This window comes from Neorhizobium sp. P1_A6 (assembly GCF_056406795.1).
Map to the genome: position 1 here is coordinate 205,669 of NZ_JBFTZM010000008.1, position 25,545 is coordinate 231,213.

At 63.0% G+C, this 25,545-nt stretch carries 21 protein-coding genes; 13 read left to right on the forward strand and 8 right to left on the reverse strand.

The annotated features are described in order from the left end of the window. Positions 1–27 precede the first annotated feature (27 nt). From prfA to AC1D3C_RS18000, 3 genes are all read left to right on the forward strand, one after another. Complete coding sequence (prfA, locus tag AC1D3C_RS17990) at positions 28–1,110, forward strand: peptide chain release factor 1 (protein ID WP_038540260.1); 1,083 nt, start codon at positions 28–30, stop codon at positions 1,108–1,110. Then, positions 1,107–1,970 (forward strand): peptide chain release factor N(5)-glutamine methyltransferase, encoded by an 864-nt coding sequence (gene prmC / locus AC1D3C_RS17995; protein ID WP_477483831.1) that lies wholly within the window; start codon positions 1,107–1,109, stop codon positions 1,968–1,970. Before prfA ends, prmC begins: the two co-directional genes overlap by 4 nt. Positions 1,971–2,271: 301 nt before the next feature. Beyond that, a complete protein-coding gene (locus tag AC1D3C_RS18000; RefSeq protein WP_477483832.1) occupies positions 2,272–3,162 on the forward strand; it encodes a DUF4167 domain-containing protein in 891 nt (296 codons plus the stop codon). An 82-nt stretch (positions 3,163–3,244) separates the two neighbouring features. On the opposite strand, the gene AC1D3C_RS18005 is transcribed toward AC1D3C_RS18000, so the two are convergent. After that, entirely contained in the window at positions 3,245–4,333 is a 1,089-nt protein-coding gene (locus AC1D3C_RS18005; RefSeq protein ID WP_477483833.1) for a 3-deoxy-7-phosphoheptulonate synthase, read from the reverse strand. A 384-nt stretch (positions 4,334–4,717) separates the two neighbouring features. On the opposite strand from AC1D3C_RS18005, the gene clpB reads away from it, so the two are divergent. Beyond that, positions 4,718–7,318 (forward strand): ATP-dependent chaperone ClpB, encoded by a 2,601-nt coding sequence (gene clpB / locus AC1D3C_RS18010; RefSeq protein WP_247039152.1) that lies wholly within the window; start codon positions 4,718–4,720, stop codon positions 7,316–7,318. A 287-nt stretch (positions 7,319–7,605) separates the two neighbouring features. Here clpB and groL read toward each other — a convergent pair whose 3' ends face one another. Next, positions 7,606–9,249, reverse strand: a complete 1,644-nt coding sequence (groL, locus tag AC1D3C_RS18015) for a chaperonin GroEL (protein WP_038540272.1) — start codon at positions 9,247–9,249, stop codon at positions 7,606–7,608. Positions 9,250–9,308: 59 nt separating this feature from the next. Further along, the gene (gene groES, locus AC1D3C_RS18020; protein WP_007752582.1) at positions 9,309–9,605 is read right to left on the reverse strand and encodes a co-chaperone GroES; all 297 of its coding nucleotides are present in this window, start codon (positions 9,603–9,605) and stop codon (positions 9,309–9,311) included. Positions 9,606–10,057: 452 nt separating this feature from the next. On the opposite strand from groES, the gene AC1D3C_RS18025 reads away from it, so the two are divergent. Further along, the gene (locus tag AC1D3C_RS18025) at positions 10,058–10,906 is read left to right on the forward strand and encodes a TIGR01459 family HAD-type hydrolase (protein ID WP_477483834.1); all 849 of its coding nucleotides are present in this window, start codon (positions 10,058–10,060) and stop codon (positions 10,904–10,906) included. A 39-nt stretch (positions 10,907–10,945) separates the two neighbouring features. Continuing rightward, positions 10,946–11,926 carry a bifunctional riboflavin kinase/FAD synthetase gene (locus AC1D3C_RS18030; protein WP_477483835.1) on the forward strand — a complete coding sequence of 327 codons (981 nt, stop codon included), beginning with the start codon at positions 10,946–10,948 and terminating at the stop codon, positions 11,924–11,926. Between the two features lie 4 nt (positions 11,927–11,930). On the opposite strand, the gene AC1D3C_RS18035 is transcribed toward AC1D3C_RS18030, so the two are convergent. Both AC1D3C_RS18035 and AC1D3C_RS18040 read right to left on the reverse strand, forming a co-directional pair. Further along, the gene (locus tag AC1D3C_RS18035; RefSeq protein WP_477483836.1) at positions 11,931–12,389 is read right to left on the reverse strand and encodes a PIN domain-containing protein; all 459 of its coding nucleotides are present in this window, start codon (positions 12,387–12,389) and stop codon (positions 11,931–11,933) included. Beyond that, positions 12,386–12,658, reverse strand: coding sequence for a type II toxin-antitoxin system Phd/YefM family antitoxin (locus AC1D3C_RS18040; RefSeq protein WP_477483837.1), 273 nt, complete (start codon positions 12,656–12,658; stop codon positions 12,386–12,388). The genes AC1D3C_RS18035 and AC1D3C_RS18040 overlap by 4 nt, the downstream gene beginning before the upstream one ends. A 280-nt stretch (positions 12,659–12,938) precedes the next feature. On the opposite strand from AC1D3C_RS18040, the gene ileS reads away from it, so the two are divergent. Beyond that, positions 12,939–15,917, forward strand: a complete 2,979-nt coding sequence (gene ileS, locus AC1D3C_RS18045; protein WP_477483838.1) for an isoleucine--tRNA ligase — start codon at positions 12,939–12,941, stop codon at positions 15,915–15,917. A 134-nt stretch (positions 15,918–16,051) separates the two neighbouring features. Beyond that, positions 16,052–16,681: a hypothetical protein gene (locus tag AC1D3C_RS18050; protein WP_477483839.1), complete on the forward strand. Its 630-nt coding sequence runs from the start codon at positions 16,052–16,054 to the stop codon at positions 16,679–16,681. A 7-nt stretch (positions 16,682–16,688) separates the two neighbouring features. Here AC1D3C_RS18050 and AC1D3C_RS18055 read toward each other — a convergent pair whose 3' ends face one another. Further along, complete coding sequence (locus AC1D3C_RS18055) at positions 16,689–17,144, reverse strand: nucleoside deaminase (protein ID WP_477483840.1); 456 nt, start codon at positions 17,142–17,144, stop codon at positions 16,689–16,691. A 147-nt stretch (positions 17,145–17,291) separates the two neighbouring features. Between AC1D3C_RS18055 and AC1D3C_RS18060 the strand changes: the two genes are divergently transcribed. From AC1D3C_RS18060 to AC1D3C_RS18070, 3 genes are read left to right on the forward strand one after another with little or no spacing between them, the layout of a single operon-like run. Continuing rightward, positions 17,292–19,505, forward strand: coding sequence for a pseudouridine synthase (locus AC1D3C_RS18060; RefSeq protein WP_477483841.1), 2,214 nt, complete (start codon positions 17,292–17,294; stop codon positions 19,503–19,505). A 6-nt stretch (positions 19,506–19,511) separates the two neighbouring features. Further along, positions 19,512–20,072, forward strand: coding sequence for a 16S rRNA (guanine(966)-N(2))-methyltransferase RsmD (gene rsmD, locus AC1D3C_RS18065; RefSeq protein ID WP_477483842.1), 561 nt, complete (start codon positions 19,512–19,514; stop codon positions 20,070–20,072). Between the two features lie 10 nt (positions 20,073–20,082). Beyond that, positions 20,083–20,964, forward strand: coding sequence for a patatin-like phospholipase family protein (locus AC1D3C_RS18070; RefSeq protein ID WP_477483843.1), 882 nt, complete (start codon positions 20,083–20,085; stop codon positions 20,962–20,964). A gap of 12 nt (positions 20,965–20,976) precedes the next feature. Here AC1D3C_RS18070 and AC1D3C_RS18075 read toward each other — a convergent pair whose 3' ends face one another. After that, complete coding sequence (locus AC1D3C_RS18075) at positions 20,977–21,582, reverse strand: NAD(P)H-dependent oxidoreductase (protein ID WP_477483844.1); 606 nt, start codon at positions 21,580–21,582, stop codon at positions 20,977–20,979. 79 nt (positions 21,583–21,661) lie between these two features. Here AC1D3C_RS18075 and AC1D3C_RS18080 point away from each other — a divergent pair, with 79 nt between their 5' ends. Beyond that, the gene (locus AC1D3C_RS18080) at positions 21,662–22,282 is read left to right on the forward strand and encodes a TetR/AcrR family transcriptional regulator (RefSeq protein WP_477483845.1); all 621 of its coding nucleotides are present in this window, start codon (positions 21,662–21,664) and stop codon (positions 22,280–22,282) included. Here AC1D3C_RS18080 and AC1D3C_RS18085 read toward each other — a convergent pair. Then, positions 22,279–24,090, reverse strand: a complete 1,812-nt coding sequence (locus AC1D3C_RS18085; RefSeq protein ID WP_477483846.1) for a monovalent cation:proton antiporter-2 (CPA2) family protein — start codon at positions 24,088–24,090, stop codon at positions 22,279–22,281. The two genes, AC1D3C_RS18080 and AC1D3C_RS18085, sit on opposite strands and share 4 nt — an antisense overlap. Positions 24,091–24,194: 104 nt before the next feature. On the opposite strand from AC1D3C_RS18085, the gene AC1D3C_RS18090 reads away from it, so the two are divergent. After that, on the forward strand, positions 24,195–25,541 hold the full coding sequence (locus tag AC1D3C_RS18090) for a TldD/PmbA family protein (protein WP_477483847.1): 1,347 nt from the start codon (positions 24,195–24,197) through the stop codon (positions 25,539–25,541). Positions 25,542–25,545 lie beyond the last annotated feature (4 nt).

Consider the following 25,545-nt stretch of genomic DNA (forward strand, 5'->3'; position numbering starts at 1 on the left):
GATAAAAAGAATAAACGGAGTTAGTGGGTGGCGAAGCTTCCTGTCGAAAAGATGCGCGAGCTGGAACGCCGGTTCGGCGAGATCGAGGCGCGCATGTCGGAAGGTCCGGCTGCCGACGTCTATGTCAAGCTGGCGTCCGAATATTCCGAACTGCAGCCGGTGGTGCGCAAGATCCGCGAATACGAGAAGTCGATCGCCGAGGTGGCCGATCTGCGCGCGATGCTGACCGACAAGGGCACCGACCGCGAGATGCACGAGCTTGCGGAAATGGAGCTGCCGGAGGCCGAGGAGCGGCTCGAGACGCTGGAAAAGGACATGCAGGTCCTGCTTCTGCCCAAGGATGCGGCCGACGAGAGGAGTGCCATCCTCGAAATCCGGGCCGGCACCGGCGGTAACGAGGCGGCACTTTTCGCCGGCGACCTGTTCCGCATGTACGAGCGTTATGCCGCCACCAAGGGCTGGAAGGTCGAGGTCCTGTCGGCAAGCGAAGGCGAGGCGGGCGGCTACAAGGAAATCATCGCGACCGTGACCGGACGCGGCGTGTTTTCGAAGCTGAAGTTCGAATCCGGCGTGCACCGGGTGCAGCGCGTGCCCGATACGGAAGCGAGCGGCCGCATCCACACCTCGGCCGCGACCGTGGCGGTGATGCCGGAGGCCGAGGAGATCGACATCGAGATCCGGCCGGAAGACATCCGCATCGATACGATGCGTTCGTCGGGCGCCGGCGGCCAGCACGTCAACACGACCGACTCCGCAGTGCGGATCACCCACATGCCGAGCGGCATCGTGGTGACCAGTTCGGAAAAATCGCAGCACCAGAACCGCGCCAAGGCGATGCAGGTGCTGCGCACCCGTCTCTACGACATGGAGCGCCAGAAGGCGGACAGCGAACGTTCCGCCGACCGCAAGAGCCAGGTCGGCTCGGGCGACCGCTCCGAGCGCATCCGTACCTACAATTTCCCCCAGGGGCGGGTGACCGACCACCGCATCAACCTCACGCTCTACAAACTCGACCGGATGATGGAAGGCGATATCGACGAAGTGGTCGATGCGTTGATTGCCGACTACCAGGCCGGCCAGCTGGCGCAACTCGGCGAGCAACACGGATGACGACGCTCGGTGCGGCTGTCGCGGATGCCAGATCGCGGTTTTCGGCGGCCGGCCTGCCGGATGCGGCGATCGAGGCGCGGCTGCTGATTGGCGGTCTGCTCGGCCTTTCGTCGACGGAAGTTTTTACCGGCGGCGACCGTATCCTGACGGACCAGGAATTGTCCGTCATCGAGAAAGCAGTCGAGCGGCGCTTGAAACGGGAGCCGGTGCACCGCATATTAGGGTTACGTGAATTCCACGGCATGGAGCTCCTGATTTCGAAGGAAACGCTGGAGCCGCGCCCGGACACCGAAATCCTGGTAGATTCGATGCTCGCCCATGTGAGGCAGATTGTCGCAGGAAAGGGTTTGGCACGTATTCTCGATCTTGGAACCGGAACCGGCGCAATCGTTTTGGCACTGCTGAAAGAAAGCCCGCAAGCTCAAGGGATCGGCAGCGATATTTCGGAGGACGCCCTGCAAACGGCGTCGCGGAATGCGGCGCGGCTGGGAATGTCCGAAAGATTTCAAGCGATCCGCAGCGATTGGTTCGACGCAATTTCTGGCCGGTTCGACATAATCGTGTCAAATCCGCCTTATATATGTAGCGGTGTTATCCCCGCATTGGACCCGGAAGTCCGGGATTTCGATCCGCTGACAGCGCTAGATGGAGGTCCGGATGGGCTCGAAGCCTATCGCGCGATTGCAGCGAGTGCAGGAGATTTCCTCGAAAAGGACGGCGTTATCGGCGTCGAGATCGGGTTCGATCAAAAGGAAACCGTGACCGCGATTTTCCGCGTCGCCGGCTTTACGCTGGTGGAGGCGCTACGCGACTACGGCGACAATGATCGAGTTCTCGTATTTACCGTGAATCATCCTTGATTTTGCAGGCAAAAGAAAAGGCTTGGATTCCCGGAGGAAGCGGGATAGCTTGCAAATACGCACTGGGACGGCTGGGAATGAACAGCGATTCGTTCGGGTTACAGGGCAACCCTTTGATCCTTCTCTTTTCGAAGAGTTGCGAAGGTTGAACAATTCCCGGTGCGTGAATCAGTTAATTTGACTTTCACAAGCGGCAGGACGCTTTGATCGGCCTGTGCGCGGCACGCGAAGTCTTGTTCGGCTCTGTCCGACAGACCGCGTGGCCCCTTATCAGCGAAGACAGAGAATTGGTGAACGATAGATGAGGCCAGGACAGCAGAACAAACGCGGTCGAGGTCGCGGCAGTAACAACAATAATAATAATGGCGGCGGCGGCGGTGGTGGAAATAACAACTTCAACCGCAAGGGCGGCAATCCTCTCAGCCGTACCTACGATAGCTCCGGCCCGGACGTGAAGATCCGCGGGACCGCCCAGCATATCGCCGAAAAATATAGCCAGCTCGGCCGCGACGCCCAAAGTTCAGGTGATCGTGTGATTGCGGAGAACTATCTCCAGCACGCCGAACACTATAACCGCATCATTGCCGCCGCACAGGCGCAGATGCAGGATCGGTTCCAGCACGACAATCGCGGTGAGTATCAGGATCGGGACGGCAACGTTCAGGATCAGGACGACATGGACAATAGCGACGGCGAGGACAATGGTTACTCGCAGCAGCCGTCCATGGACGAAGCGCCGCAACCGCACGTCCAGCAACAGCAGCCGCGCCGGGAGCAACGTGAACCGCGCGAGCCCCGTGAACAACGCGAACCTCGCGACCAACAGCGCGAACCTCGCGACCAGCGGGAACCCCGCGAACAGCGTGACCAGCAGCGCGAACGGCCCCGCCGCGAGAACCGTCAGGAACAGGCAGCTGCCGCAACTCCGGTCCCGGCCGCAGTCGCGCCACCCCAGCCGGTTGCCCCGGTCATGGATGGTTCCGGCCCGCAGCCGGTGATCGAAGGCACGCCTGCCGAAGTGGCGGTCGAGGAAGAGGCACAGGCAGAAGCCACGCCACGCCGTCGTCGCGCTGCCGGCAGCCGCCCGCGTCGTCCGCGTCGTGGCGAAGGCGCCGGTGAAGAGGGTGGTTCCGAAGGCGAAGCCTCGGGCGACGGCTCGCAGCCGGCCCTGGCGGACGCTGCTTCCGAATAAGCCCCACGGGCTGGAATAACGAAATCAAGAAGGCCGCTCGGGAAACCGGGCGGCCTTTTTCCGTGAGCAAAGCCCTTCTGCTTCAGGTGCGGGCCTGGCGCCGATCGCTGGCGGAGCGGGCAAGCTCTTCGAGCACCGAGACGGACGTTTCCCAGTCGATGCAGCCGTCGGTGATGCTCTGGCCGTAGACGAGAGGTCTGCCGGGTACGAGGTCCTGGCGGCCGCCGACGATATTGCTCTCGATCATCATGCCCTTGATGGCCACGTTGCCGGCCGCGATCTGCGTCGCGACGTTTTTGACGACCAGCGGCTGGTTCATCGGATCCTTGCCGCTGTTGGCGTGGCTGGCATCGATGAGGATGCGCGGCTCCAAACCGCGTTTCGCCGCGTCCCTGGAAACGGCCTGGACATCGGCCGCCTCGTAGTTCGGCTGCTTGCCGCCGCGCAGGATGACGTGGCAATCCTCGTTGCCGGTCGTCGTGGCGATCGCGGCCCGGCCGTCCTTGGTCACCGCCGGAAAATGGTGCGTCTGCGAGGCCGCCAGTATGGCATCGAGCGCGACAGCGACGCCGCCATCGGTGCCGTTCTTGAAGCCGATCGGGCAGGAGAGGCCGGATGCCAGCTGGCGGTGTACCTGGCTTTCGGTCGTCCGCGCCCCGATCGCGCCCCAGCTGACGAGGTCGGCGATATATTGCGGGGTGATCGTATCGAGGAATTCGCAGCCGGCCGGAAGGCCCGTCGCATTGATGTCCAGAAGAAGCTGCCGGGCGATCCTCAAACCCTCTTCGATGCGGTAGCTGCCGTCGAGATGCGGGTCGTTCATCAGGCCCTTCCATCCAACCGTGGTGCGCGGCTTTTCGAAATAGACGCGCATGATGATTTCGAGATCGCCGCTGAAACGCCGTCGCTGTTCTTCCAGCCGGGCCGCATAGTCCCGCGCGGCAACCGGGTCGTGGATGGAGCAGGGGCCGATGACCACGATCAGCCGGTCGTCCTCGCCATGCAGGATGCGGTGGACGGCGTCGCGCGTCCGGGTCACGGTCTCGGTAACCGCCTCGTTGCGCGGGATTTCGCCGATGATGTCGGCGGGGATGGTCAGCGGTGTGATCTCGACGATGCGGCGATCGTCGATCGTATCTATCGAGGCATCTGCAGGTTTGGCATTCGGCACGGGTATGGCTCCTGTTTGGCGCTACCGTGCGGAATTGAAAAAGCCGCCAGGTAGACTAGCGGCTTGAGGGAATGTCGTTGCGTCGAAATCAGCTACGCACGGACCCGCATCCGCTGGGGAAAGCGGTAGCTATAAAATCGCGAGGCGTAGGCGGACGTGAAAGACATGCGGTTTCTCTATTCGCTCGATTGTGGATTGTCACGCGGAAAATTCGTGACGTTTCCGCTCGCGGATTTTGACCGTCTGAACACTTTAAACACCGGAATCCGCTTACCATATCTCCAGCAACGCCGAGACTTCGGCAGGGCTCGCCTTTGAGGGAGCTCAATCTCAATCATCGGTCCGTGCCTTATAATGGGCGGGTCGATCACTGGAGGTACCGTAATGAACATTGAAAAATACTCCGAGCGCGTCCGCGGTTTCCTGCAGTCGGCTCAGACTCAGGCTTTGGCCTCGGGTCACCAGCAGTTCACGCCTGAACACGTGCTGAAGGTGCTGCTCGACGACGACCAGGGCATGGCGTCCTCGCTCATCGACCGCGCCGGCGGCAGCGCCAAGGAAGCACGCATCGCCAATGACGCCGCGCTCGCGAAACTTCCCAAGGTTTCCGGCGGCAATGGCGAGATCTATCTCTCCCAGCCGCTCGCCAAGGTTTTCTCGACCGCGGAAGAGGCGGCCAAGAAGGCTGGCGACAGTTTCGTCACCGTCGAACGCCTGCTTCTGGCGCTTGTCATCGAGACCTCGGCTTCGACCTCTGCGACCTTGAAGAAGGCCGGCGTGACCGCGCAGGGGCTCAACCAGGTCATCAACGACATCCGCAAGGGCCGCACGGCGGACGGCGCCAATGCCGAGGCCGGTTTCGAGGCGCTGAAGAAATATGCGCGGGACCTCACGGCGGAAGCCCGCGACGGCAGGCTTGATCCGGTGATCGGCCGCGACGACGAAATCCGCCGCACGATCCAGGTTCTCTCCCGCCGCACCAAGAACAATCCGGTCCTGATCGGTGAGCCCGGCGTCGGCAAGACGGCGATCGCCGAAGGCCTGGCGCTGCGCATCATCAATGGCGACGTGCCGGAAAGCCTGAAAGACAAGAAGCTGATGGCGCTCGACATGGGTGCCCTGATCGCTGGCGCAAAATACCGCGGCGAGTTCGAGGAGAGGCTGAAGAGCGTCTTGAACGAGGTGCAGTCGGAAAACGGCGAGATCATCCTGTTCATCGACGAGATGCACACGCTGGTGGGTGCAGGCAAGTCCGACGGCGCGATGGATGCCTCCAACCTCCTGAAGCCGGCGCTTGCCCGCGGCGAACTGCATTGCGTCGGCGCCACCACGCTCGACGAATACCGCAAGCATGTAGAAAAGGACCCGGCGCTTGCCCGTCGTTTCCAGCCGGTCATGGTCGAGGAGCCGACGGTCGAGGACACGATCTCGATCCTGCGCGGCCTGAAGGAAAAATACGAACAGCACCACAAGGTCCGCATTTCGGATTCGGCCCTGGTTGCGGCTGCGACGCTTTCCAACCGCTACATCACCGACCGGTTCCTGCCCGACAAGGCGATCGACCTGATGGACGAAGCCGCATCGCGGCTGCGCATGCAGGTGGATTCCAAGCCCGAGGAACTCGACGAACTCGACCGCCGCATCATGCAGCTGAAGATCGAGCGCGAAGCCCTGAAGAAGGAAACCGATAGCGCCTCGGCCGATCGGCTGCAGCGTCTCGAAGGCGAAGTGACCTCGCTCGAAGAACAGGCGGATGCGCTGACGGCCCGCTGGCAGGCGGAAAAGCAGAAGCTCGGCCTTGCCGCGGACCTGAAGCGGCAGCTCGACGAAGCCCGCAACGAACTGGCGACTGCCCAGCGCAAGGGCGAGTTCCAGCGTGCCGGCGAACTGACCTATGGCGTGATCCCGGAACTGGAAAAGCGCCTCGTGGACGCCGAAGCCCAGGATACCTCGACCAATGCCATGGTGCAGGAAGTCGTGAACCCGGATGCGATCGCCCATGTGGTGTCGCGCTGGACCGGCATTCCGGTCGACAAGATGCTGGAAGGCGAGCGCGACAAGCTGCTGCGCATGGAAGACGAGCTGGCGAAATCCGTCATCGGCCAGGGTGATGCGGTCCAGGCTGTCTCGCGTGCGGTTCGCCGTTCGCGCGCCGGCCTGCAGGATCCGAACCGGCCGATCGGCTCGTTCATCTTCCTTGGCCCGACCGGTGTCGGCAAGACGGAGCTGACGAAGTCGCTGGCCCGCTTCCTGTTCGACGACGAGTCGGCGATGGTTCGTCTCGACATGTCGGAATACATGGAGAAGCATTCGGTCGCGCGGCTGATCGGTGCACCTCCGGGTTATGTCGGTTACGAGGAAGGCGGCGCGCTGACCGAGGCGGTGCGGCGCAAACCCTACCAGATCGTGCTGTTCGACGAGATCGAGAAGGCGCATCCGGACGTGTTCAACGTTCTCCTGCAGGTGCTCGACGACGGTCGCCTGACGGACGGGCAGGGCCGCACGGTCGACTTCAAGAACACGATGATCATCATGACCTCCAATCTCGGAGCGGAATACCTGACCGCCCTTCGCGAGGGCGAGGATTCCGAAAGCGTGCGCGAGCAGGTGATGGACGTCGTGAAAGCCTCGTTCCGGCCCGAGTTTTTGAACCGCGTCGACGAGATCATCCTGTTCCATCGCCTGAAGCGCAACGAGATGGGCGCGATCGTCGATATCCAGATGAAGCGGCTGCTGTCGCTTCTGGCGGAGCGCAAGATCAGCATCGATCTCGGTTCGGACGCCCGCGAATGGCTGGCCGACAAGGGCTACGATCCGGTCTACGGCGCGCGTCCGCTGAAGCGGGTGATCCAGAAGTTCATGCAGGATCCGCTCGCCGAACAGATCCTCGGCGGCCAGATCCCGGATGGATCGGCCGTTGCTGTGAGTGCCGGTTCCGACCGATTGCTCTTCCGCGTCAAGCGGGCGGTCAGCGAAGCCGCATAACCTGCAAAATGGCGGCTCCGCAGCCCAGCGTGAGCCGTCGAACAGCTCAGTCAAAAAATGGCCGCACCGGAAACAGTGCGGCCATTTTCATTGGGGTGTGTTCTGGGGCGGCGGGGCCAGGTTTGTTTCGCGAAGTGAGGTCGCGGACCCTCAAACAGAAAGGGCCCCGGTCAAACCGGAGCCCTAAATCGTTTTCAAACTAGGCTGCTTCTTGCCGCCTGTTCAGCGCGCTTGACGCGCTGAGCCACGTGAGGTGACGGGCGGCTTCCGCGATAGGCTTGCGCCTATCACATCATGTCCATGCCGCCCATTCCGCCCATGCCGCCAGGCATGCCGCCGCCAGCCGATTCCTTCTTCGGAAGTTCGGCAATCATGGCTTCGGTGGTGATCAGCAGCGAAGCAACCGAAGCTGCATTCTGCAGAGCCGTGCGAACGACCTTGAGCGGGTCGACGATGCCCATGGTGATCATGTCGCCATATTCAGACGTCTGGGCGTTGTAGCCGTAGTTGTCTTCGTTCTTTTCGAGGATCTTGCCGACCACGATCGAAGCTTCGTCACCAGCGTTTTCAGCGATCTGGCGAACCAGCGACTGAAGAGCGCGGCGAACGATGTTGATGCCGGCTTCCTGGTCGTCGTTTGCACCCTTTGCGGTGATCTTGACGGAGGAACGCAGCAGGGCAACGCCGCCGCCCGGTACGATGCCTTCCTGAACAGCAGCGCGCGTCGCGTTGAGGGCGTCGTCGATGCGGTCCTTCTTTTCCTTGACTTCGACTTCCGTCGAGCCGCCGACGCGGATCACGGCAACACCGCCAGCCAGCTTGGCCAGACGTTCCTGCAGCTTTTCGCGGTCGTAGTCCGAAGTGGTTTCTTCGATCTGAGCCTTGATCTGACCAACGCGGCCTTCGATGTCGGCCTTGGAGCCGGCGCCGTCGACGATCGTGGTGTTTTCCTTGGAGATCGAGACCTTCTTGGTGCGGCCGAGCATGTCGAGCGTGACATTTTCGAGCTTGATGCCGAGGTCTTCGGAGATGACAGTGCCGCCCGTCAGGATGGCGATGTCTTCGAGCATGGCCTTGCGGCGGTCGCCGAAGCCCGGAGCCTTGACGGCAGCGATCTTGAGGCCGCCACGCAGCTTGTTGACGACGAGCGTTGCAAGAGCTTCGCCTTCGACGTCTTCAGCGATGATCAGGAGCGGCTTGCCGGTCTGAACGACGGCTTCGAGAACCGGGAGCATAGCCTGCAGGTTCGAGAGCTTCTTCTCGTGGAGGAGAATGAAAGCGTCGTCGAGGTCGGCGACCATCTTTTCCGGGTTGGTGACGAAGTAGGGGCTGAGGTAGCCGCGGTCGAACTGCATGCCTTCGACGACTTCGAGTTCGGTTTCGGCGGTCTTGGCTTCTTCGACGGTGATGACGCCTTCGTTGCCGACCTTCTGCATGGCTTCAGCAATGTCGAGACCGACCTGCTTGTCGCCGTTTGCCGAGATCGTGCCGACCTGTGCGACTTCTTCCGAGGTCGAGATCTTCTTGGCCTTGGCCTGGAGATCCTTGACGACGTCTGCCACTGCGAGGTCGATGCCGCGCTTCAGGTCCATCGGGTTCATGCCGGCTGCAACGGCCTTGTTGCCTTCGCGAACGATCGCCTGGGCAAGAACGGTAGCAGTCGTGGTGCCGTCGCCGGCGATGTCGTTGGTCTTCGAAGCGACTTCGCGGACCATCTGGGCGCCCATGTTCTCGAACTTGTCGTCAAGTTCGATTTCCTTGGCGACCGATACGCCGTCCTTGGTGATGCGCGGAGCGCCGAAGGACTTGTCGATGATGACGTTGCGGCCCTTCGGGCCGAGCGTTACCTTGACTGCGTCAGCGAGAATGTCGACGCCGCGCAGCATCTTTTCGCGCGCGGTGCGGCCGAACTTGATTTCTTTGGCTGCCATTTTGATAACTCCTGAAAAGGGGTGTCAGCGATTTAGAATGAAGAGTAACCGGCCGGAAATCAGCCGATGATGCCCATGATGTCGGATTCCTTCATGATCAGAAGGTCTTCGCCATCGAGCTTGACTTCGGTGCCCGACCACTTGCCGAACAGGACGCGATCGCCAGCCTTGACGTCGAGAGCAGTGATGTTGCCCTTGTCGTCGCGGGTGCCGGTGCCGACGGCGACGATTTCGCCTTCCTGCGGCTTTTCCTTGGCGGTATCAGGAATGATGATGCCGCCCTTGGTCTTGGCTTCGGATTCGACGCGACGAACAACGACGCGGTCATGAAGGGGGCGGAAATTGGTGCTTGCCATTGTCTAATCCCTCGATCAAATGACATGGACGGGTGAAACCCGTATCTCGGTGCTGTTAGCACTCCCGGTTGGAGAGTGCCAGCCGCGTCGAAATAGGGCTGGCTGGCGGATGAGTCAAGAACGGCCGTAAAATTTTCGAGACGGCTCGGAACTTCATACGAAATACGCTTAACGATACGGATGCTGGCTGAACGCCTGTTGTCTCGCGGAATTGCCGGCTGTCTGCGGCCACATCGGGGTCTCTCGTTTCGGCCACCCCTTCGGGCAGGTCGGCATGTTGCACGGGACTTTGGTGGAAGAATGGCGCCGACGCGGCGGCGATCCGGGCACCGGTGCGAAGAGTTATCCCTGCCGACGTCGGCGATCTCGTCGCGGTTTTTCTCCCGATTATCTCTTGTAATCCTCAACCGGGTTTGTCATGTGACCCGGGACTTGCGAGATGGGAATATTACATGGCAAAGCGCATCGGCAATCTGAGCGAAGTGATCGGCGACTACGACGTTGTCCTCTCGGACGTCTGGGGTGTGGTTCACAACGGTGTCGAGGCTTTCCAGCATTCCTGCAAGGCGCTCGCTGCGGCCCGCGAAGCCGGCGCCACCGTCGTGCTGATCACCAATTCGCCGCGCACGGCTCCCGGCGTCATCGAGCAGATGCGCACGCTCGGCGTGCCTGACGGCACCTATGACCGGATCGTCACGTCGGGCGACGTCACCCAGCACCTGATCGTCGATGGCCCGAAAAAGGTTTTTCTGATCGGTCCCGAACGCGACCTCAACCTGTTTGACGGGCTCGGCGTCGAGGTGGTCTCCGCCGACGAAGCCGAATGCATCGTCTGCACCGGTTTCTTCGACGACGAGAAGGAAGTACCGGAAGACTATACCGACATGTTGATGGCGTTTGCCAAGCGCGACGTGCCTTTCATCTGCGCCAACCCGGATCTCGTCGTCGAGCGCGGCCATAAGATCATCCCCTGCGCCGGCGCGGTCGCGGCCTACTACGAAGAGTTCGGCGGCAAGACCCGCGTCGCCGGCAAGCCGCACCGCCCGATCTACGAGGCGACGATCGAAGCCGCCCGCGAAGTGCGCGGCGATTTCCCGATGAACCGGGTGCTGGCGATCGGCGACGGCATGCCGACCGACGTGCGCGGCGCGCTCGCATACGGCCTCGACCTGCTTTATATCAGCGGGGGCATCCATGTCGCGGAATATACCGTCAACGGCCAGACCGACGAAGCGATCCTCAACGCCTGGCTGAAGCGGGAAAATGCCGCGCCGAAATACTGGATGCCGCGCCTCGCATAGCCCCCTGGGCCTGAATTGGGCCTGAACCGGAATCCGCGCATGACTGTCTTCCACCGCAACGAGAAGAAGGAACCGCTGCCCGAGGAGTTGAAGGCCGGCGTCATCGCCATCGGCAATTTCGACGGCGTGCATCGCGGTCATCGCAGCGTATTGGAGCGCGCGCTGGCACTTGCCGAACAGCGCGGCGTGCCAGCCCTGGTGCTGACCTTCGAGCCGCATCCGCGCACCGTTTTCCGCCCGGAGGAACCGGTCTTCCGTTTGACGCCGGCGCCGCTCAAGGCCCGGCTGCTGGAGGCCATGGGTTTCCGCTCGGTGATCGAATATCCCTTCACCCGCGAGTTCGCGACCCGCTCGGCGGAGGAATTCATCCAGACCATTCTCGTGGATTGGCTGGCAGCCAGCGCCGTCGTCACCGGCTTCGACTTTCATTTCGGCAAGGACAGGAAAGGTGGTCCGGCCTTCCTGATGGCATCGGGCGCCAAGCACGGTTTCAACGTGCAGCTGGTCGATGCCTTTCGCGACGAGAATGCTGACGTAATCTCGTCCAGCCGCATCCGCGATCTGCTGGCGGAAGGCGATGTCTCCGCCGCGGCCGGCCTGCTCGGGTATCGCTACACACTTGAGGCGGAAGTGATCGGCGGCGAAAAGCTCGGCCGCCAGCTCGGTTTTCCGACCGCCAACATGCAGCTGCCGCCGGAGGCCGTACTCAAGGCCGGCATCTACGCCGTGCGCTTCCGCCGCCCCGACGGCACGCTTTTCGACGGCGTCGCCAGCTACGGCCGCCGCCCGACGGTGACCGAAAACGGTGCGCCCCTGCTCGAGACCTACCTCTTCGATTTCTCCGGCAGCCTTTACGGCGAAACCTGCTCCGTCTCCTTCTTCGGCCACCTGCGCGACGAACTGAAGTTCGACGGGCTGGATGCCCTGGTCGCCCAGATCAAGCGCGACGAGGAAGAGGCGCGGGGGTTGCTTTCCGGCGTCAGGCCGCTTGGCGAGGTGGACGCCAAGATCGCGTTTTGAGACGTTAGCGGCGGCTCAGCGGAAACCGCTCGGGGTCGTCCTGCCAGGGATCGAAGATCGCAGCACCCGACGCGCGGGTGTCCTTCACGTTGCGGGTGGCGAGATAGAGATTGTGCTCGATCGCCGTCGCGGCAAACAGCGTGTCGATCACCGGCGGCGCATGGCTGGTCGCCTGCTTCACTCTTCCGGATATAGCACCCCATCGCCTGACGATCGCGTCGCTGACGCAAAGGGTCCGGCCGGCAAACCTGTCTTCGAGCGCATCACGGGCGGCGGCATAACGATAGCGGTTTTCGTCATCCGGCGGCAGGTTTTCGATGCCCTTGTCATATTCCGCCAACGTCAGGATGCTGATGAGGAAGCGGTTTTCATCCTGTCCGGCTGCCCACCGTTTGACGGAAGGAGCTCCGTTCGGATTGATCAGCGCGGCGACGACATTGGTATCCAGCAGCCAGCCGATCACAGCTCGATATCCCGACCGCGATCCGCTTCCCGTTCCAGCTCTAGCGTGTCCAGCCCCAGGCCTTCCATGAATTCCACGAAGGATTTCTCAGGTTCGGCTCTGGTCAGCCTCTCCAGCTCCTCGGTGCTGATCACGACGACGCTGTCACGACCCCGCACGGTCACGCGCTGGGGGCCTTCGCTATGCGCGCGCCTCACCACTTCGCTGAAGCGTGCCTTGGCATCCTCCAGTTTCCAGCTATTGTCGTGAGCGGTGGGCTTGCCCGGCATGAAAACCTCCAACTGGTCAGATAGTCAGATATAGTCTCCGCGCGTTTGAAAGTCTAGGATGGCATCTTGGTTTTGCCCCTTCCTTTCCGCCGCAAAAACCCTTAAGAACCGCCACCATGAAAAAATTCCGGCTGGCCCAGATCATTCGAATTATAGGCCCGGCCTTCCGCGCGCTGTAAGAGCGGCCGGAGGGTCCGGGTTTTTGGCGCTTCATGAGCGCCTTCCGCCAGCGAATTTTCATCGAGATGCGCCCCGTCGCGGCGCCAGGACAATTGCTTCCATGACCGATACCGCCGAAAAGCTCGACTATTCGAAAACCCTCTATCTGCCCGAAACCGATTTCCCGATGCGCGCCGGCTTGCCGCAGAAGGAACCCGAACTGGTTGCCCGCTGGCAGCAGATGGACCTCTACAAGCAGCTGCGCGCCTCCGCCGCGGGCCGGACAAAATTCGTGCTGCATGACGGCCCGCCCTACGCCAACGGCAATATCCATATCGGCCACGCGCTGAACAAGATCCTGAAGGACGTCATCACCCGCTCGTTCCAGATGCGCGGTTATGACTCGAACTACGTTCCGGGCTGGGATTGCCACGGCCTGCCGATCGAATGGAAGATCGAGGAAGCCTATCGCGCCAAGGGCAAGAACAAGGACGAGGTTCCGATCAACGAATTCCGCCAGGAATGCCGCGAATTCGCCGCCGGCTGGATCAAGGTCCAGGGGGAAGAATTCAAGCGCCTCGGCATCGTCGGCGATTTCGAAAACCCGTACCTGACGATGAACTTTCACGCCGAGAGCCGCATCGCCGGCGAACTGCTGAAGATCGCCCAGAGCGGCCAGCTTTATCGCGGCTCGAAGCCGATCATGTGGTCGGTCGTCGAGCGCACCGCGCTGGCCGAAGCTGAGGTCGAGTACCACGATTACGAGAGCGACACGATCTGGGTGAAGTTTCCGGTCGTGAGAAGGCACGGTACCACGGGACTGCATGGAGTTGATCCAGCAGTAGGTTCCGGACATATCGCGGCTACGGCAATCGAATTTGCAAAGCAGTTTGATGAATTGCTAGGCGCCCACGTGGTCATCTGGACCACCACGCCCTGGACCATCCCCGGCAACCGGGCGATCTCCTATTCGCCAAAGATCTCCTATGGCCTCTACGAGGTGACCGAAGCCGCCAACGATTTCGGCCCGCGCCCCGGCGAAAAGCTGATCTTTGCTGACAAGCTGGCGGAAGAGAGCTTCGCCAAGGCCAAGCTCCAGTTCAAGCGCCTGCGCGATATCTCCGCCGATGAGCTTGGCGCCATCGTTGCTGCCCATCCCTTCAAGGGCCTCGGCGGCGGTTACGACTTTGCCGTCCCGCTCCTCGCCGGCGATCACGTTACTGATGATGCCGGCACCGGTTTCGTCCATACCGCCCCCGGCCACGGCCGCGAGGACTTTGACGCCTGGACATCCGTTGCCCGCGAACTCGAAGCCCGCGGCATCTCGTCGAAGATCCCCTTCACGGTCGACGACGGCGGTTTCTACACCGCCGACGCCCCCGGTTTCGAGGGCGCCCGCGTCATGGACGACAACGGCAAGAAGGGCGATGCCAACGACCGCGTCATCAAGGCGCTGATCGAGCGCAACGCGCTGTTCGCCCGCGGCCGGATGAAGCATCAGTATCCGCATTCCTGGCGGTCGAAGAAGCCGATCATCTTCCGCAATACGCCGCAGTGGTTCGTCTACATGGACAAGGACCTTGCCGACGGCACGACGCTGCGCTCACGCGCGCTGAAGGCGATCGACGACACCCGTTTCGTGCCATCAGCCGGCCAGAACCGCCTGCGCGCCATGATCGAACAGCGCCCGGACTGGGTGCTTTCGCGTCAGCGCGCCTGGGGCGTCCCGATCTGCGTCTTTGTCGACGAGCAGGGCGAAATCCTCCAGGACGAAGCCGTCAACCAGCGCATCCTCGAAGCCTTCGATCTCGAAGGTGCCGACGCCTGGTTTGCCGAAGGAGCGCGCGAGCGCTTCCTTGGGTCTCGCGCCAACGAAGGCTGGACCCAGGTCAGGGATATCCTCGATGTCTGGTTCGACTCGGGCTCGACGCACACGTTCACGCTGGAAGACCGCCCGGACCTCAAATGGCCGGCCGACGTCTATCTGGAGGGATCGGACCAGCATCGCGGCTGGTTCCATTCCTCGCTGCTGGAATCCGCCGCCACCCGCGGCCGGGCACCTTATGACACGGTCGTCACCCATGGCTTCACCATGGATGAGAAGGGCCAGAAGATGTCGAAGTCGCTTGGCAATGTCGTGGCCCCGCAGGACGTCATGAAGGATGCCGGCGCCGATATCCTGCGCCTCTGGGTGATGACGACCGACTATTGGGAAGACCAGCGCCTCGGCAAGACGATCATCCAGACCAATGTCGACGCGTATCGCAAGCTGCGCAACACGATCCGCTGGATGCTCGGCACGCTCGCTCATGACGAGGGCGAGGAGATCGCCTATGCCGATCTGCCGGAACTCGAAAAGCTGATGCTGCATCGCCTCGCCGAGCTCGATAAGCTGGTGCGCGAAGGTTATGACGCCTTCGAGTTCAAGAAGATCGCCCGGGCGCTCATCGATTTTTCCAATATCGAGCTGTCGGCCTTCTATTTCGACATCCGCAAGGATGCGCTTTATTGCGACGCCCCGTCGTCGCTGCGCCGCCGTGCGGCTCTCGCGGTCATCCGCAAGATCTTCGAATGCACGGTGACCTGGCTTGCCCCCATGCTGCCGTTCACCACCGAAGAATCGTGGCTGTCGCGCAACCCGAATGCGGTTTCGATCCATCTCGAACAGTTCCCGACGGTCCCGGCCGAGTGGAAAAACGAGGCGGTCGCCGAGAAGTGGGCGCAGATCCGCAAGGTGCGCTCGGTTGTCACAGGCGCGCTCGAAATCGAGCGCAAGGACAAGCGGATCGGTTCTTCGCTGGAGGCCGCACCGGTCGTTTATGTCAACGATCCGGAGCTGATGAAGGCGCTGGAAGGCCAGGAGTTCGAAGAGACCTGCATCACGTCGGGCATCGCGATCGTTGCGGGCGAGGGGCCGGAAAACGCCTTCCGTCTGCCGGAAGTGCAGGGCGTCGCGGTCGATCCGAAACTTGCCGAAGGCACCAAATGTGCCCGCTCGTGGCGGGTGACGACCGATGTCGGCTCCGATCCGGCCTATCCGGATGTATCGGCGCGCGACGCTGCCGCATTGCGCGAACTCGCTGCACTTGGCCGGCTTTGACGGCTTGAAATCACCGGATGATTGCGCTTTGGGCAATCATCCGGTAAAACCGCCTGAAATTGGCCGGATTTTCCGGCCATCAGGCGTTTGATTGTGTCTGAGGCGTCAGGACGGGCGCCGCTGGAAGGGTTTTGATGAAAGCGACATATGCGTTTCGTGTCGGCATGGGCGTGGCCGGTATCCTCGCCTCGACATTGACCCTTTCGGGCTGCATCGGCGGCCCGACCTACGGCACTGACAAGACCGCCATGGAACAGCTGACCGACGATCTCGGTCAGTCCGTCTCGTTGGGTGGCAAGAATACCGAAGCGAAAGCGGGCCTGAAATACAACCCGCGTCCTTCGCTGGTTGTCGCCAAGGGACAGGAGCAGGCACTGCCGGCGCCGCAGCAGTCGCTGGCAAACCGCGAGAGCAACCCCAACTGGGTCGAATCTCCGGAAGAAACCCGCAAGCGTCTGCGTGCCGAGGCGGCGGCGCACGAGAATGATCCCAACTATCGCTCACCACTGTTGGCGRGCAATGGCCAGGCCGGCCAGATGACCGAGACGGAAAAGTGGGAAGCCTTCCGCAAGGCCAAGGAAAACGCCGAGACCGTCAGCGTCACCGGACGCCGCCGTTCGCTTGCAGAGCCGCCGGCGGAATTCCGTTCGGCGGATGCGGCTGCTCTGTCGGATGTCGGCGAGCCCGAAAGCCAGAAGGAAAAGCGCCGCAAGGCGCAAGCGGCGGACGCCAAGAAGTCCAGCGATTGGTGGAAGCTCTTCTAAGCCGGCTTTAGCTCTCTCTTTTCGATCTGAAGAAGCCGGTGAGCAGGATCGCGGCTTCGCTTTCGCCGAGACCGGAATAGACCTCCGGCGCATGATGGCAGGTCGGCTGGGCGAAGAAGCGCACGCCGTTGTCCACCGCTCCGCCTTTCGGATCCTCGGCGCCGTAATAGAGCCGACGGATACGCGCAAACGAGATCGCCGCCGCGCACATGGTGCAGGGTTCGAGCGTCACATAGAGGTCGGCACCTGATAGCCGCTCCTGTCCAAGCGCGGCCGAAGCATCCCGGATGACGGCGATTTCGGCATGGGCGGTAACGTCGTTTTCGGCGCGGGTCCGGTTTCCGGAGCGAGCGACGATGACGCCGTCGATGACCAGAACGGCGCCGATCGGAACCTCGCCGTGGGCGGCCGCGTCTTTGGCTTCCGCAAGGGCTGCATCCATGAACCCGTCGCTATTAGGCATTTCGGCGATTCCCTCTTAACCCGGATCGCGCGAACTGGTAGGAAGCATCCAACTGGACGCCCGGCTGCGGGCACGAATCCATCTCAGTCAACACGAACAAGAATGTCCGGATCGCTCCGTAGACATCACGCTTCAGGCAAACAACAAATGAATTCCAAAGACAAGCCGAAGCGCGGCGAAGGCAAGACTTTCGTTCGCGAAACCAAACCGAGAGCTGCTCCGAAGGCCGGCGCTGGCGGCAAGGCGGGTTTTTCCGCCAAGGAAGGCCTCGGCCCCAGGAAGAGTTCCGCGGCCAAGAGCGGCGCTGAAAAGGCGGCAAAGCCCCTTCGCAAGCTGCCGCCGGCGCCGGAAACCATGGAGGCCGAGGGCAAGCCCGAGCGCATCTCCAAGATCCTCGCCCGTGTCGGCGTCGCATCGCGCCGCGATATCGAGCGGATGATCATGGAAGGTCGGGTCAGCCTGAACGGCAAGGTTCTCGACACGCCGGTCGTCAACGTGACGCTCGCCGACAGAATAGAAGTGGATGGCATGCCGATCCGCGGCATCGAGCGCACCCGCCTCTGGCTCTACCATAAGCCTGCCGGCCTGGTGACCACCAATTCCGATCCGGAAGGCCGGGCCACCGTCTTCGACAACCTGCCCGAAGGCCTGCCGCGGGTGCTCTCCATCGGCCGCCTCGACATCAATACCGAAGGCCTGCTGCTGCTGACCAACGATGGCGGCCTGTCACGCGTGCTGGAACTGCCGACCACCGGCTGGCTGCGTCGTTACCGCGTGCGTGCCCATGGCGAGATCAAGCAGGAGGAGTTGGACAAGCTGAAGGAGGGCATCGCCGTCGAAGGCGTGCTCTACGGCTCGATCGACGCAACGCTCGACCGCAGCCAGGGCAGCAATGTCTGGATCACCATGGGCCTTCGCGAAGGCAAGAACCGCGAGATCAAGAACGTGCTCGGCGCGCTCGGCCTCGAAGTCAACCGCCTGATCCGCATTTCCTACGGACCTTTCCAGCTCGGAGACCTGCCGGAAGGCGAGGTGGTGGAAGTGCGCGGCCGCATGCTGCGCGACCAGCTTGGGCCCCGCCTGATCGAGGAATCGAAGGCGAATTTCGACGCGCCGATCTATACCGAGATCGCCGGCGACGACGAAGAGAAACCCGTCCGCGCCGAACGTTCGGAATGGACTGCAAGGCCCGAGAGGACGGAACGTCCGCGTGCCGGCAAGCCGGAGGACCGGCGCGAAAAGCCGCCTGGCCGCCCCGACACCCAACGCGACGACCGCAAGTTCGCCGACAAGCCGCGCGGTGCAAAGCCGTTCGGCAATCGCACTGAAGACGAGGACGACCGTCCGAAGAAGCGTCCGCCGATGGGCACCAGCCGCACCGCCAACGTCTGGATGGCGCCGGGTGCCCGCCCGACCACCGAAAGCAAGACGCGCAAATCCTCCGCCCGTGCCGAGGCCGAGCAGCTTTTCAAGAAGCCCACGCCGCAGAACGACCGGCCGGTCATCGTCAATCGCGCTGAAGAAGACCACGACTGGATCCGCGCCGACGGGCCTGACAAGCCGGAAAAGGCCGATTTCGGCCGCAAGAAGTCCTTTGGCGATCGGCCGGATCGTGGCGATCGTCCCGTCGGTGACAAGCCGAGGGGCGAACGTTCCTTCGGCGACAAACCCCGTGGCGACCGCAAGCCGCGCGAAGGCGGCGACCGTCCGCGCACCAAATCCTTCTCGGGCGACGCCCGCTCGGAACGTCCACGCGGCGAGCGCGCCTTTGGTGACCGCCCGCCCCGCGGCGACCGTCCGTTCGGCGACAAGCCGAGAGGCGACCGCCCGTTTGCCGACCGCAAGCCACGCGCCGACGGCGACCGCCCAGCACGCTCCTTCGGCGAAGGCCGCTCCGAGCGCCCGCGCGGCGATCGTCCTTCCGGTGACCGTCCGCCCCGTGGTGACCGCCCGTTCAGCGACAAGCCGAGGGGCGAACGCTCTTTCGGTGACAAGCCCAGAGGCGAACGTTCGTTCGGCGACCGCAAGCCGCGCGAGGATGGAGAGCGTCCCGCACGGTCCTTCTCCGCAGGCGAGGGACGCTCCGAGCGTCCGCGCAGCGACCGGCCGTTCTCGGATCGGCCTCCGCGCGGAGATCGTCCCGCAGGTGATCGTCCCGCCGGCGACAGGCCGCGCGGTGGAAAGCCTGGCGGCAAGCCCTTCGGAGCAAAGCCGGGCGGCGGCAAGAGCTTTGGCGGAAAGCCTTCCGGCGGTCGCGGAAAACCGGCGGGTGCCGGTGGCAAGCCCGGGGGCAAACCTGGTGGCCGGCCCGCGTCGGGCGGACGCCCGGCCGGCGGCAAGCCGCGCACGCCGAGAGGGTAACGGGTAGTGCGGATCGTCGGTGGTGAATTTCGCGGCCGGTCTCTGGCCACGCCCAAAACGAGCGATATCCGGCCGACCATCGACCGGACACGTGAAAGCCTGTTCAACATCATCGGCCACGTCTATCCGCAGGCGCTGGACGGCGGCCGGGTGATCGACCTTTTCGCCGGCACCGGCGCTGTCGGGCTGGAGGCGGTGTCGCGCGGCTGCAAGAGCGCGCTCTTCGTCGAGAACGGTGTCGAGGGCAGGGGTCTGTTGTGGGAGAATATCGACAGCCTCGGCCTGCATGGCCGGGCGCGCATCCTGCGACGTGATGCCACCAAACTCGGCACGGCCAACAATATCGAGCCGTTCCATTTCCTGTTCGCCGATCCGCCCTATGGCCAGGGGCTCGGCGAAGGCGCCATGCTTTCGGCCCATGTGGGCGGCTGGTTAGCACCCGGAGCCCTTGCCATTCTGGAGGAGCGGGCCGACATCAATCCTGCCGTCGATGCCGCGTTCAAGCTCCTGGAGAGCCGCACATTCGGCGATACCCGCATGGATTTTTTCCGCTACCAGCCGACCTGAGGTCAGAGGAATGAATACGAGGCTTGCAGTTCCCGATCTCGAGGCCGTTGGAGCCAAGGGCGGCCTGACGTTTGCCATCGCTCTCGGCGGCGGGGGCGCGCGCGGCATCTCGCATATCCAGGTCATCGAGGCGCTCGACGACCTCGGCATACGGCCGGTGGCGATTTCCGGCTCGTCGATCGGCGCGATCATCGGCGCCGGCATGGCGTCGGGCATGACCGGCCGCGAAATCCGCCAATATGCGCTGGAGACGGTCGGCCACCGCGGCACCCTTTTGAACAAGCTCTGGGGCCTCGGTCCGGCGACCATGCGCGACAAGCTCGGCGGCTTCCGTTTCGGGCAGTTCAATCTCGAACTGATCCTCGATGCCTTCCTGCCGCCGCAGGTGCCGGAGGATTTCGCCGATCTCGAAATCCCGATGAAGATCTCCGCCACCGACTATTACGGTCAGGCCGAGGTGATCCTCGAACAGGGCGAGCTGCGTACCGCGATCGCCGCCTCGGCCGCCATTCCAGGCCTGTTCATGCCGGTCCGGGTCAACGGGCGGGTGATGATCGATGGCGGCGTCTTCAATCCCGTCCCTTATGAGCAGCTGATGGACGTTGCCGACGTGGTGATCGGCGTCGATGTGGTCGGTGCGCCGGAAGGCGACGGCACCCATGCGCCCAGCCGCATCGACAGCCTGTTCGGCGCCAGCCAGCTGACGATGCAGGCGAGCATCGCGCTCAAGCTGAAGCTCAATCCGCCGCACATCTTCCTTCGGCCGTCGGTCAACCGCTTCCGGGTGCTGGATTTCCTGAAGGCCCGCGACATCCTCGACGAATCCGAGCACGTCAAGGACGAGCTGAAGCGCGCCATCGACGCGCTTCATGCTGCGGCAGCTGAAGCCTGACGTTTGGGCTGGCTACGCGGCCTCGGTTTTCCGGGCAGTGCTGAAAACATTGCGGCCAATCCTGCGTGCCATCTCCGATGGGAAATCGGGTCTATCCAGCTCTTCTTCTAGGAGAAGCTCGGAGGACATCACCGGCGCGCCGCAATAATCGAATATCCCGTGATCGATCTGCGTTCTCATCGCGCCGAAATAACCATGCCGCGCATAAGTGCGCAGGTCGGCGCCGCCGATCGCGACCAGATGGATGGGAAGGTGGCGAAGTTTCTTCACCACTTTGGCGCCTTGTCCGTCGTCATAGGCCCAGCCGTTTGCGAACACGCGGTCGATCCATCCTTTCATGAGCCCCGGCATCGACCACCAGTAGACGGGATAGACGAGCACCAGCGCATCGGCACGATCGATCCTCGCCTGTTCGGCCACGACATCCGCCGATGGTGGTGCCTCCCTGCGATGCGCGGCGAGATCCGCCTGCGTAAATCTCGGATCGAAGCCCTCCGCCGCAAGGTCGGCAATCTCGAAAGAACCGCCGGACATGGTGACGCCCTCGGCCAGATGGGCGGCGACGTTATGGGTGAGCGATCCGGGTTCGGGATGCGAAACGACGATCAGCGCGTGCATGGCGGTAACTCCTGCTGGCAGATTGAAACTGACGGGCAATGGCTATATACTTTTAGTAAGTTACTTTTGGTATATAGCGATGTCAAGCAGTGAAATGAAAGAGCCGGTACGTCTCCGGCAGCGCCTCTCGCGGCAGGGAAGGCGCCAGCAGCTGATGGAGGTTGCGTGGCGCATCGTCCGGGAAGAGGGCACCGACGCCCTGACGCTTCCCCGGCTGGCGCAGCAGGCGGGCGTCGCAAAGCCCGTCGTCTACGATCATTTCAGCACCCGGCCAGTTCTCCTGGCAGCGCTTTACGAGGATTTCGACAGCCGCCAGACCGCGATCATGGACGCGGCCCTGCAATCGGGCGCCCCGACGCTCGCTGACCGGGCTGCGGTCATCGCCTCCTCCTATGTGGATTGTGTTCTGTTGCAGGGCCGGGAGATACCGGGCGTCATCGCCGCCCTGGAGAGCTCCCCCGAGCTTGAACGGATCAAGCGCGACTACGAGGTTATCTTCATGGAAAAATGCCGGCTTGCGCTTGTCCCGTTCGCGGAAGCCCGCCACATAGCGCTGCCCGGTCTTTGGGCCATGCTCGGTGCAGCCGAAGCGCTGTCGAACGCTGCCGCGAGCGGGGACATCACGGCTGCAGAGGCCAAGGACGAGCTTTCCGGGACGATCGTCGCGATGGTCGCAAGAGGGAGCGCCCGCCGGCCCTAGCCGTTTTCCGCCGTCGCCGGTTCCGGGCTCAGTTCGTCGTCGACCACCATCGACCGTTTCGGCTTGATCAGCGGCTCCGGTCGGACCGGGCTGTTGAACAGCATTTCGCGGCCGGCGCCGAGCCCCTGGACGGCCTGGATCTGCAGCCGCTCCTCGTCGCGCTGGCGGATATCGTCGCCGATCTCGTCGGTCTCGTTCTCGCTCATGCCGAGCGCTTCCAGCGTCTTTTTTCCGAACAGCAGGCCGGATTCCAGGGTCTCGCGCAACTCGTATTCGACGTTCCGATCCCGCAGCGACAGCGCATGGATGCGGTCGTAGGAGCGCACATAGAGACGCACGTCCGGAAATTCCGAACGGATCAGATCGACGATCTGGTCGGTCGTCTCGCGCTTCTGGGTGGTGACGGCAACGACCTTCGCCTTTTCGATGCCTGACGCGATGAGCACGTCCCGGCGCGTTCCGTCGCCGAAATAGATGCGGAAACCGAAGGAGGCGGCCTGGCGGATACGGTCGGCGGAATCGTCGATGACGGTTACCTCGCGGCCGCCGGCAAGCAGGATCTGCGCGGCGATCTGGCCGAAACGCGAAAACCCGATCATTAGCACGTCCGCCCCGGCACCGTCGAAATCCTCCTCCAGTTCCTCGCGGCTCTCGCCATTGAGAAGCCGCTTGGAAAGTGCCGCACCGAACGGGGTGAGCGCCATCGACAGCGTCACGCCGGCGATCAGCAGCGAGGCGGTGGCCGACGAGAACAGGCCGCTGGCGGTAGCGGTGGTGAAGAGCACGAAGCCGAATTCGCCGCCCTGCGGCAGCAGGAAGGCGATCCGCACCGCGTCGTTGTGCGGCGAACCCCAGAGCCGGGAAAGCCCGTAGACGATCAGCGCCTTGAGCGCCATGAAGATCGGCACCGCCGGCAGGATGAAGAAGATGTTGTCGAGGATGACATGGACTTCCAGCGACAGGCCGACAGCCATGAAGAACAGCGCCAGAAGCAGGCCGCGGAACGGTTCGATATCCGCCTCCAGCTCGTGCCGGTAGGAGGATTCGGCCAGCATCACGCCCGACAGGAAGGCGCCCATCGCCATCGACAGGCCGACCGCCTGCATCGCCGCCGCCGATCCCAGCACCACCAGCAGCGCTGCGGCGATCATCACCTCGCGTGCACCGGTGCGGGCGATGATCTGGAACATCGGCGTCAGGAGATAGCGCCCGGCAATCACCATCGCACCCACGGCCCCGACCGCGGTTGCGAAATCCAGAAGTGGCGAGGCTTCCGTCTCCGTGGTTCCCGGCGCCAGAATGGTGATCAGTGCCAGCAGCGGCACGATGGCGAGATCCTGGAACAGCAGCACCGAAAACGACCGCTGGCCGTGCCGGCTGTTCATTTCGCCGTCGTCGTTGAGGATCTGCAGCGCAAACGCGGTCGAGGACAGTGCCAGGCCGAAGCCGACGATCAGGCTGCCGCGCCAGTCCGCCATATTGCTGAGATACGCCAGCCCGGTGAGCGCGAACCCCGAGATTGCCACCTGTGCCGGACCAAGGCCGAACACGTCGCCGCGCATCTGCCAGAGACGGGAAGGCTTCAGTTCGAGCCCGATGATGAACAGCAGGAAAACGACGCCGAATTCCGCGAAATGCAGCACTTCTTCGGTCTCGACGATCTGCTGCATGATCGGTCCGATGACCACGCCGGCGGCAAGATAACCGAGCACCGTGCCAAGCCCCAGCTTCCTGAACACCGGGGCGGCGATCACCGCGCCGGCAAGCAGGAGAAGCATTTGGGAAAATAGCGAGCCGGGAGCGGTCATGCGGGATACTTTCAGTCTAAGGTGGGATATCAAGAATCGGCGAGCCGCCCTTGATGCTTCTGACAGTGCACAATAAATGGGACGAGAATGAAAGGCTTGCAATCATGACCTCTGAAATCGATTCCGCCGACCTGCTTTCCCGCGCCAGCCAATTGATCGATCTAGCCAAGGCCGCGGGAGCGGATCAGGCGGATGCGGTCGTGGTTCGCTCCCGCTCCCGCTCCGTCAGCGTCCGCCTCGGCAAGGTCGAAGGTACGGAATCGTCCGAAAGCGACGATTTCTCGCTCCGCGTCTTCGTCGGCCGGCAGGTCGCCAGCGTCTCGGCCAATCCCGGCTTCGACATGAAGGTGCTTGCCGAGCGTGCCGTCGCCATGGCCAAGGTGTCTCCGGAAGATCCCTTCGCCTGCCTTGCGGACGAGGCCGATCTCGCCAGATCCTATCCAGACCTCGAGCTTTACGACCCGACCGACATCTCGACCGACGCGCTCCGTGAAGCATCGCTCGAAATGGAACAGGCGGCGCTCGATGTTCAGGGCGTCACGAATTCCTCCGGGGCCGGCGCATCGTCGGGCATGGGCGGCCTCGTGCTCGTCACCTCCCACGGCTTCTCCGGCAGCTATATGGCTTCCCGTTTCGGCCGCTCCGTCAGCGTCATTGCCGGCGAGGGCACCAAGATGGAGCGCGACTACGATTTCGACAGCCGCCTTTACGCCGCCGATCTCGATGATCCGAGGCTGATCGGCCGCCGCGCCGGCGAGCGCACCGTCAAGCGCGTCAATCCCCGCCAGGTCGATACCGGCAGCAATGTCACCRTCGTCTTCGATCCGCGCATCGCCCGCGGTTTCGTCGGCCATATCGCCGGCGCCATCAACGGCGCGTCGGTCGCCCGCAAGACCAGCTTCCTGCGCGACAAGATGGGCCAGCAGGTGCTGAAAGCCGGGCTCAGCATCACCGACGATCCACTGATCGTCCGCGGCTCCTCTTCGCGTCCTTTCGATGGCGAGGGTGTGTCCGGCGAACGCATGGTGATGATCGAGGACGGCGTCCTGAACCACTGGTTCCTGTCGACCTCGACGGCGCGCGAACTCGGGCTTGTCACCAACGGCCGCGGCGTCCGCGGCGGCACGGCTGTCTCGCCCGCCTCCACCAATCTGGCGCTGGAGCCCGGCGACATCTCGCCCGAGGACCTGATCAGGTCGATCGGCAACGGCTTCTACATCACCGAACTGATCGGCCAGGGCGTCAACATGATCACCGGCGAATACTCGCGCGGCGCGACCGGCTTCTGGATCGAGAATGGCGAACTCGCCTATCCCGTTTCGGAAGTGACGATCGCCTCCAACCTCAAGGACATGTTCATGCGCCTGACGCCGGCCAACGACATCGACCGAAAGTTCGGCGTTGCGTCCCCGACCATTGCCATCGAGGGCATGACGCTGGCGGGACGCTGATCCC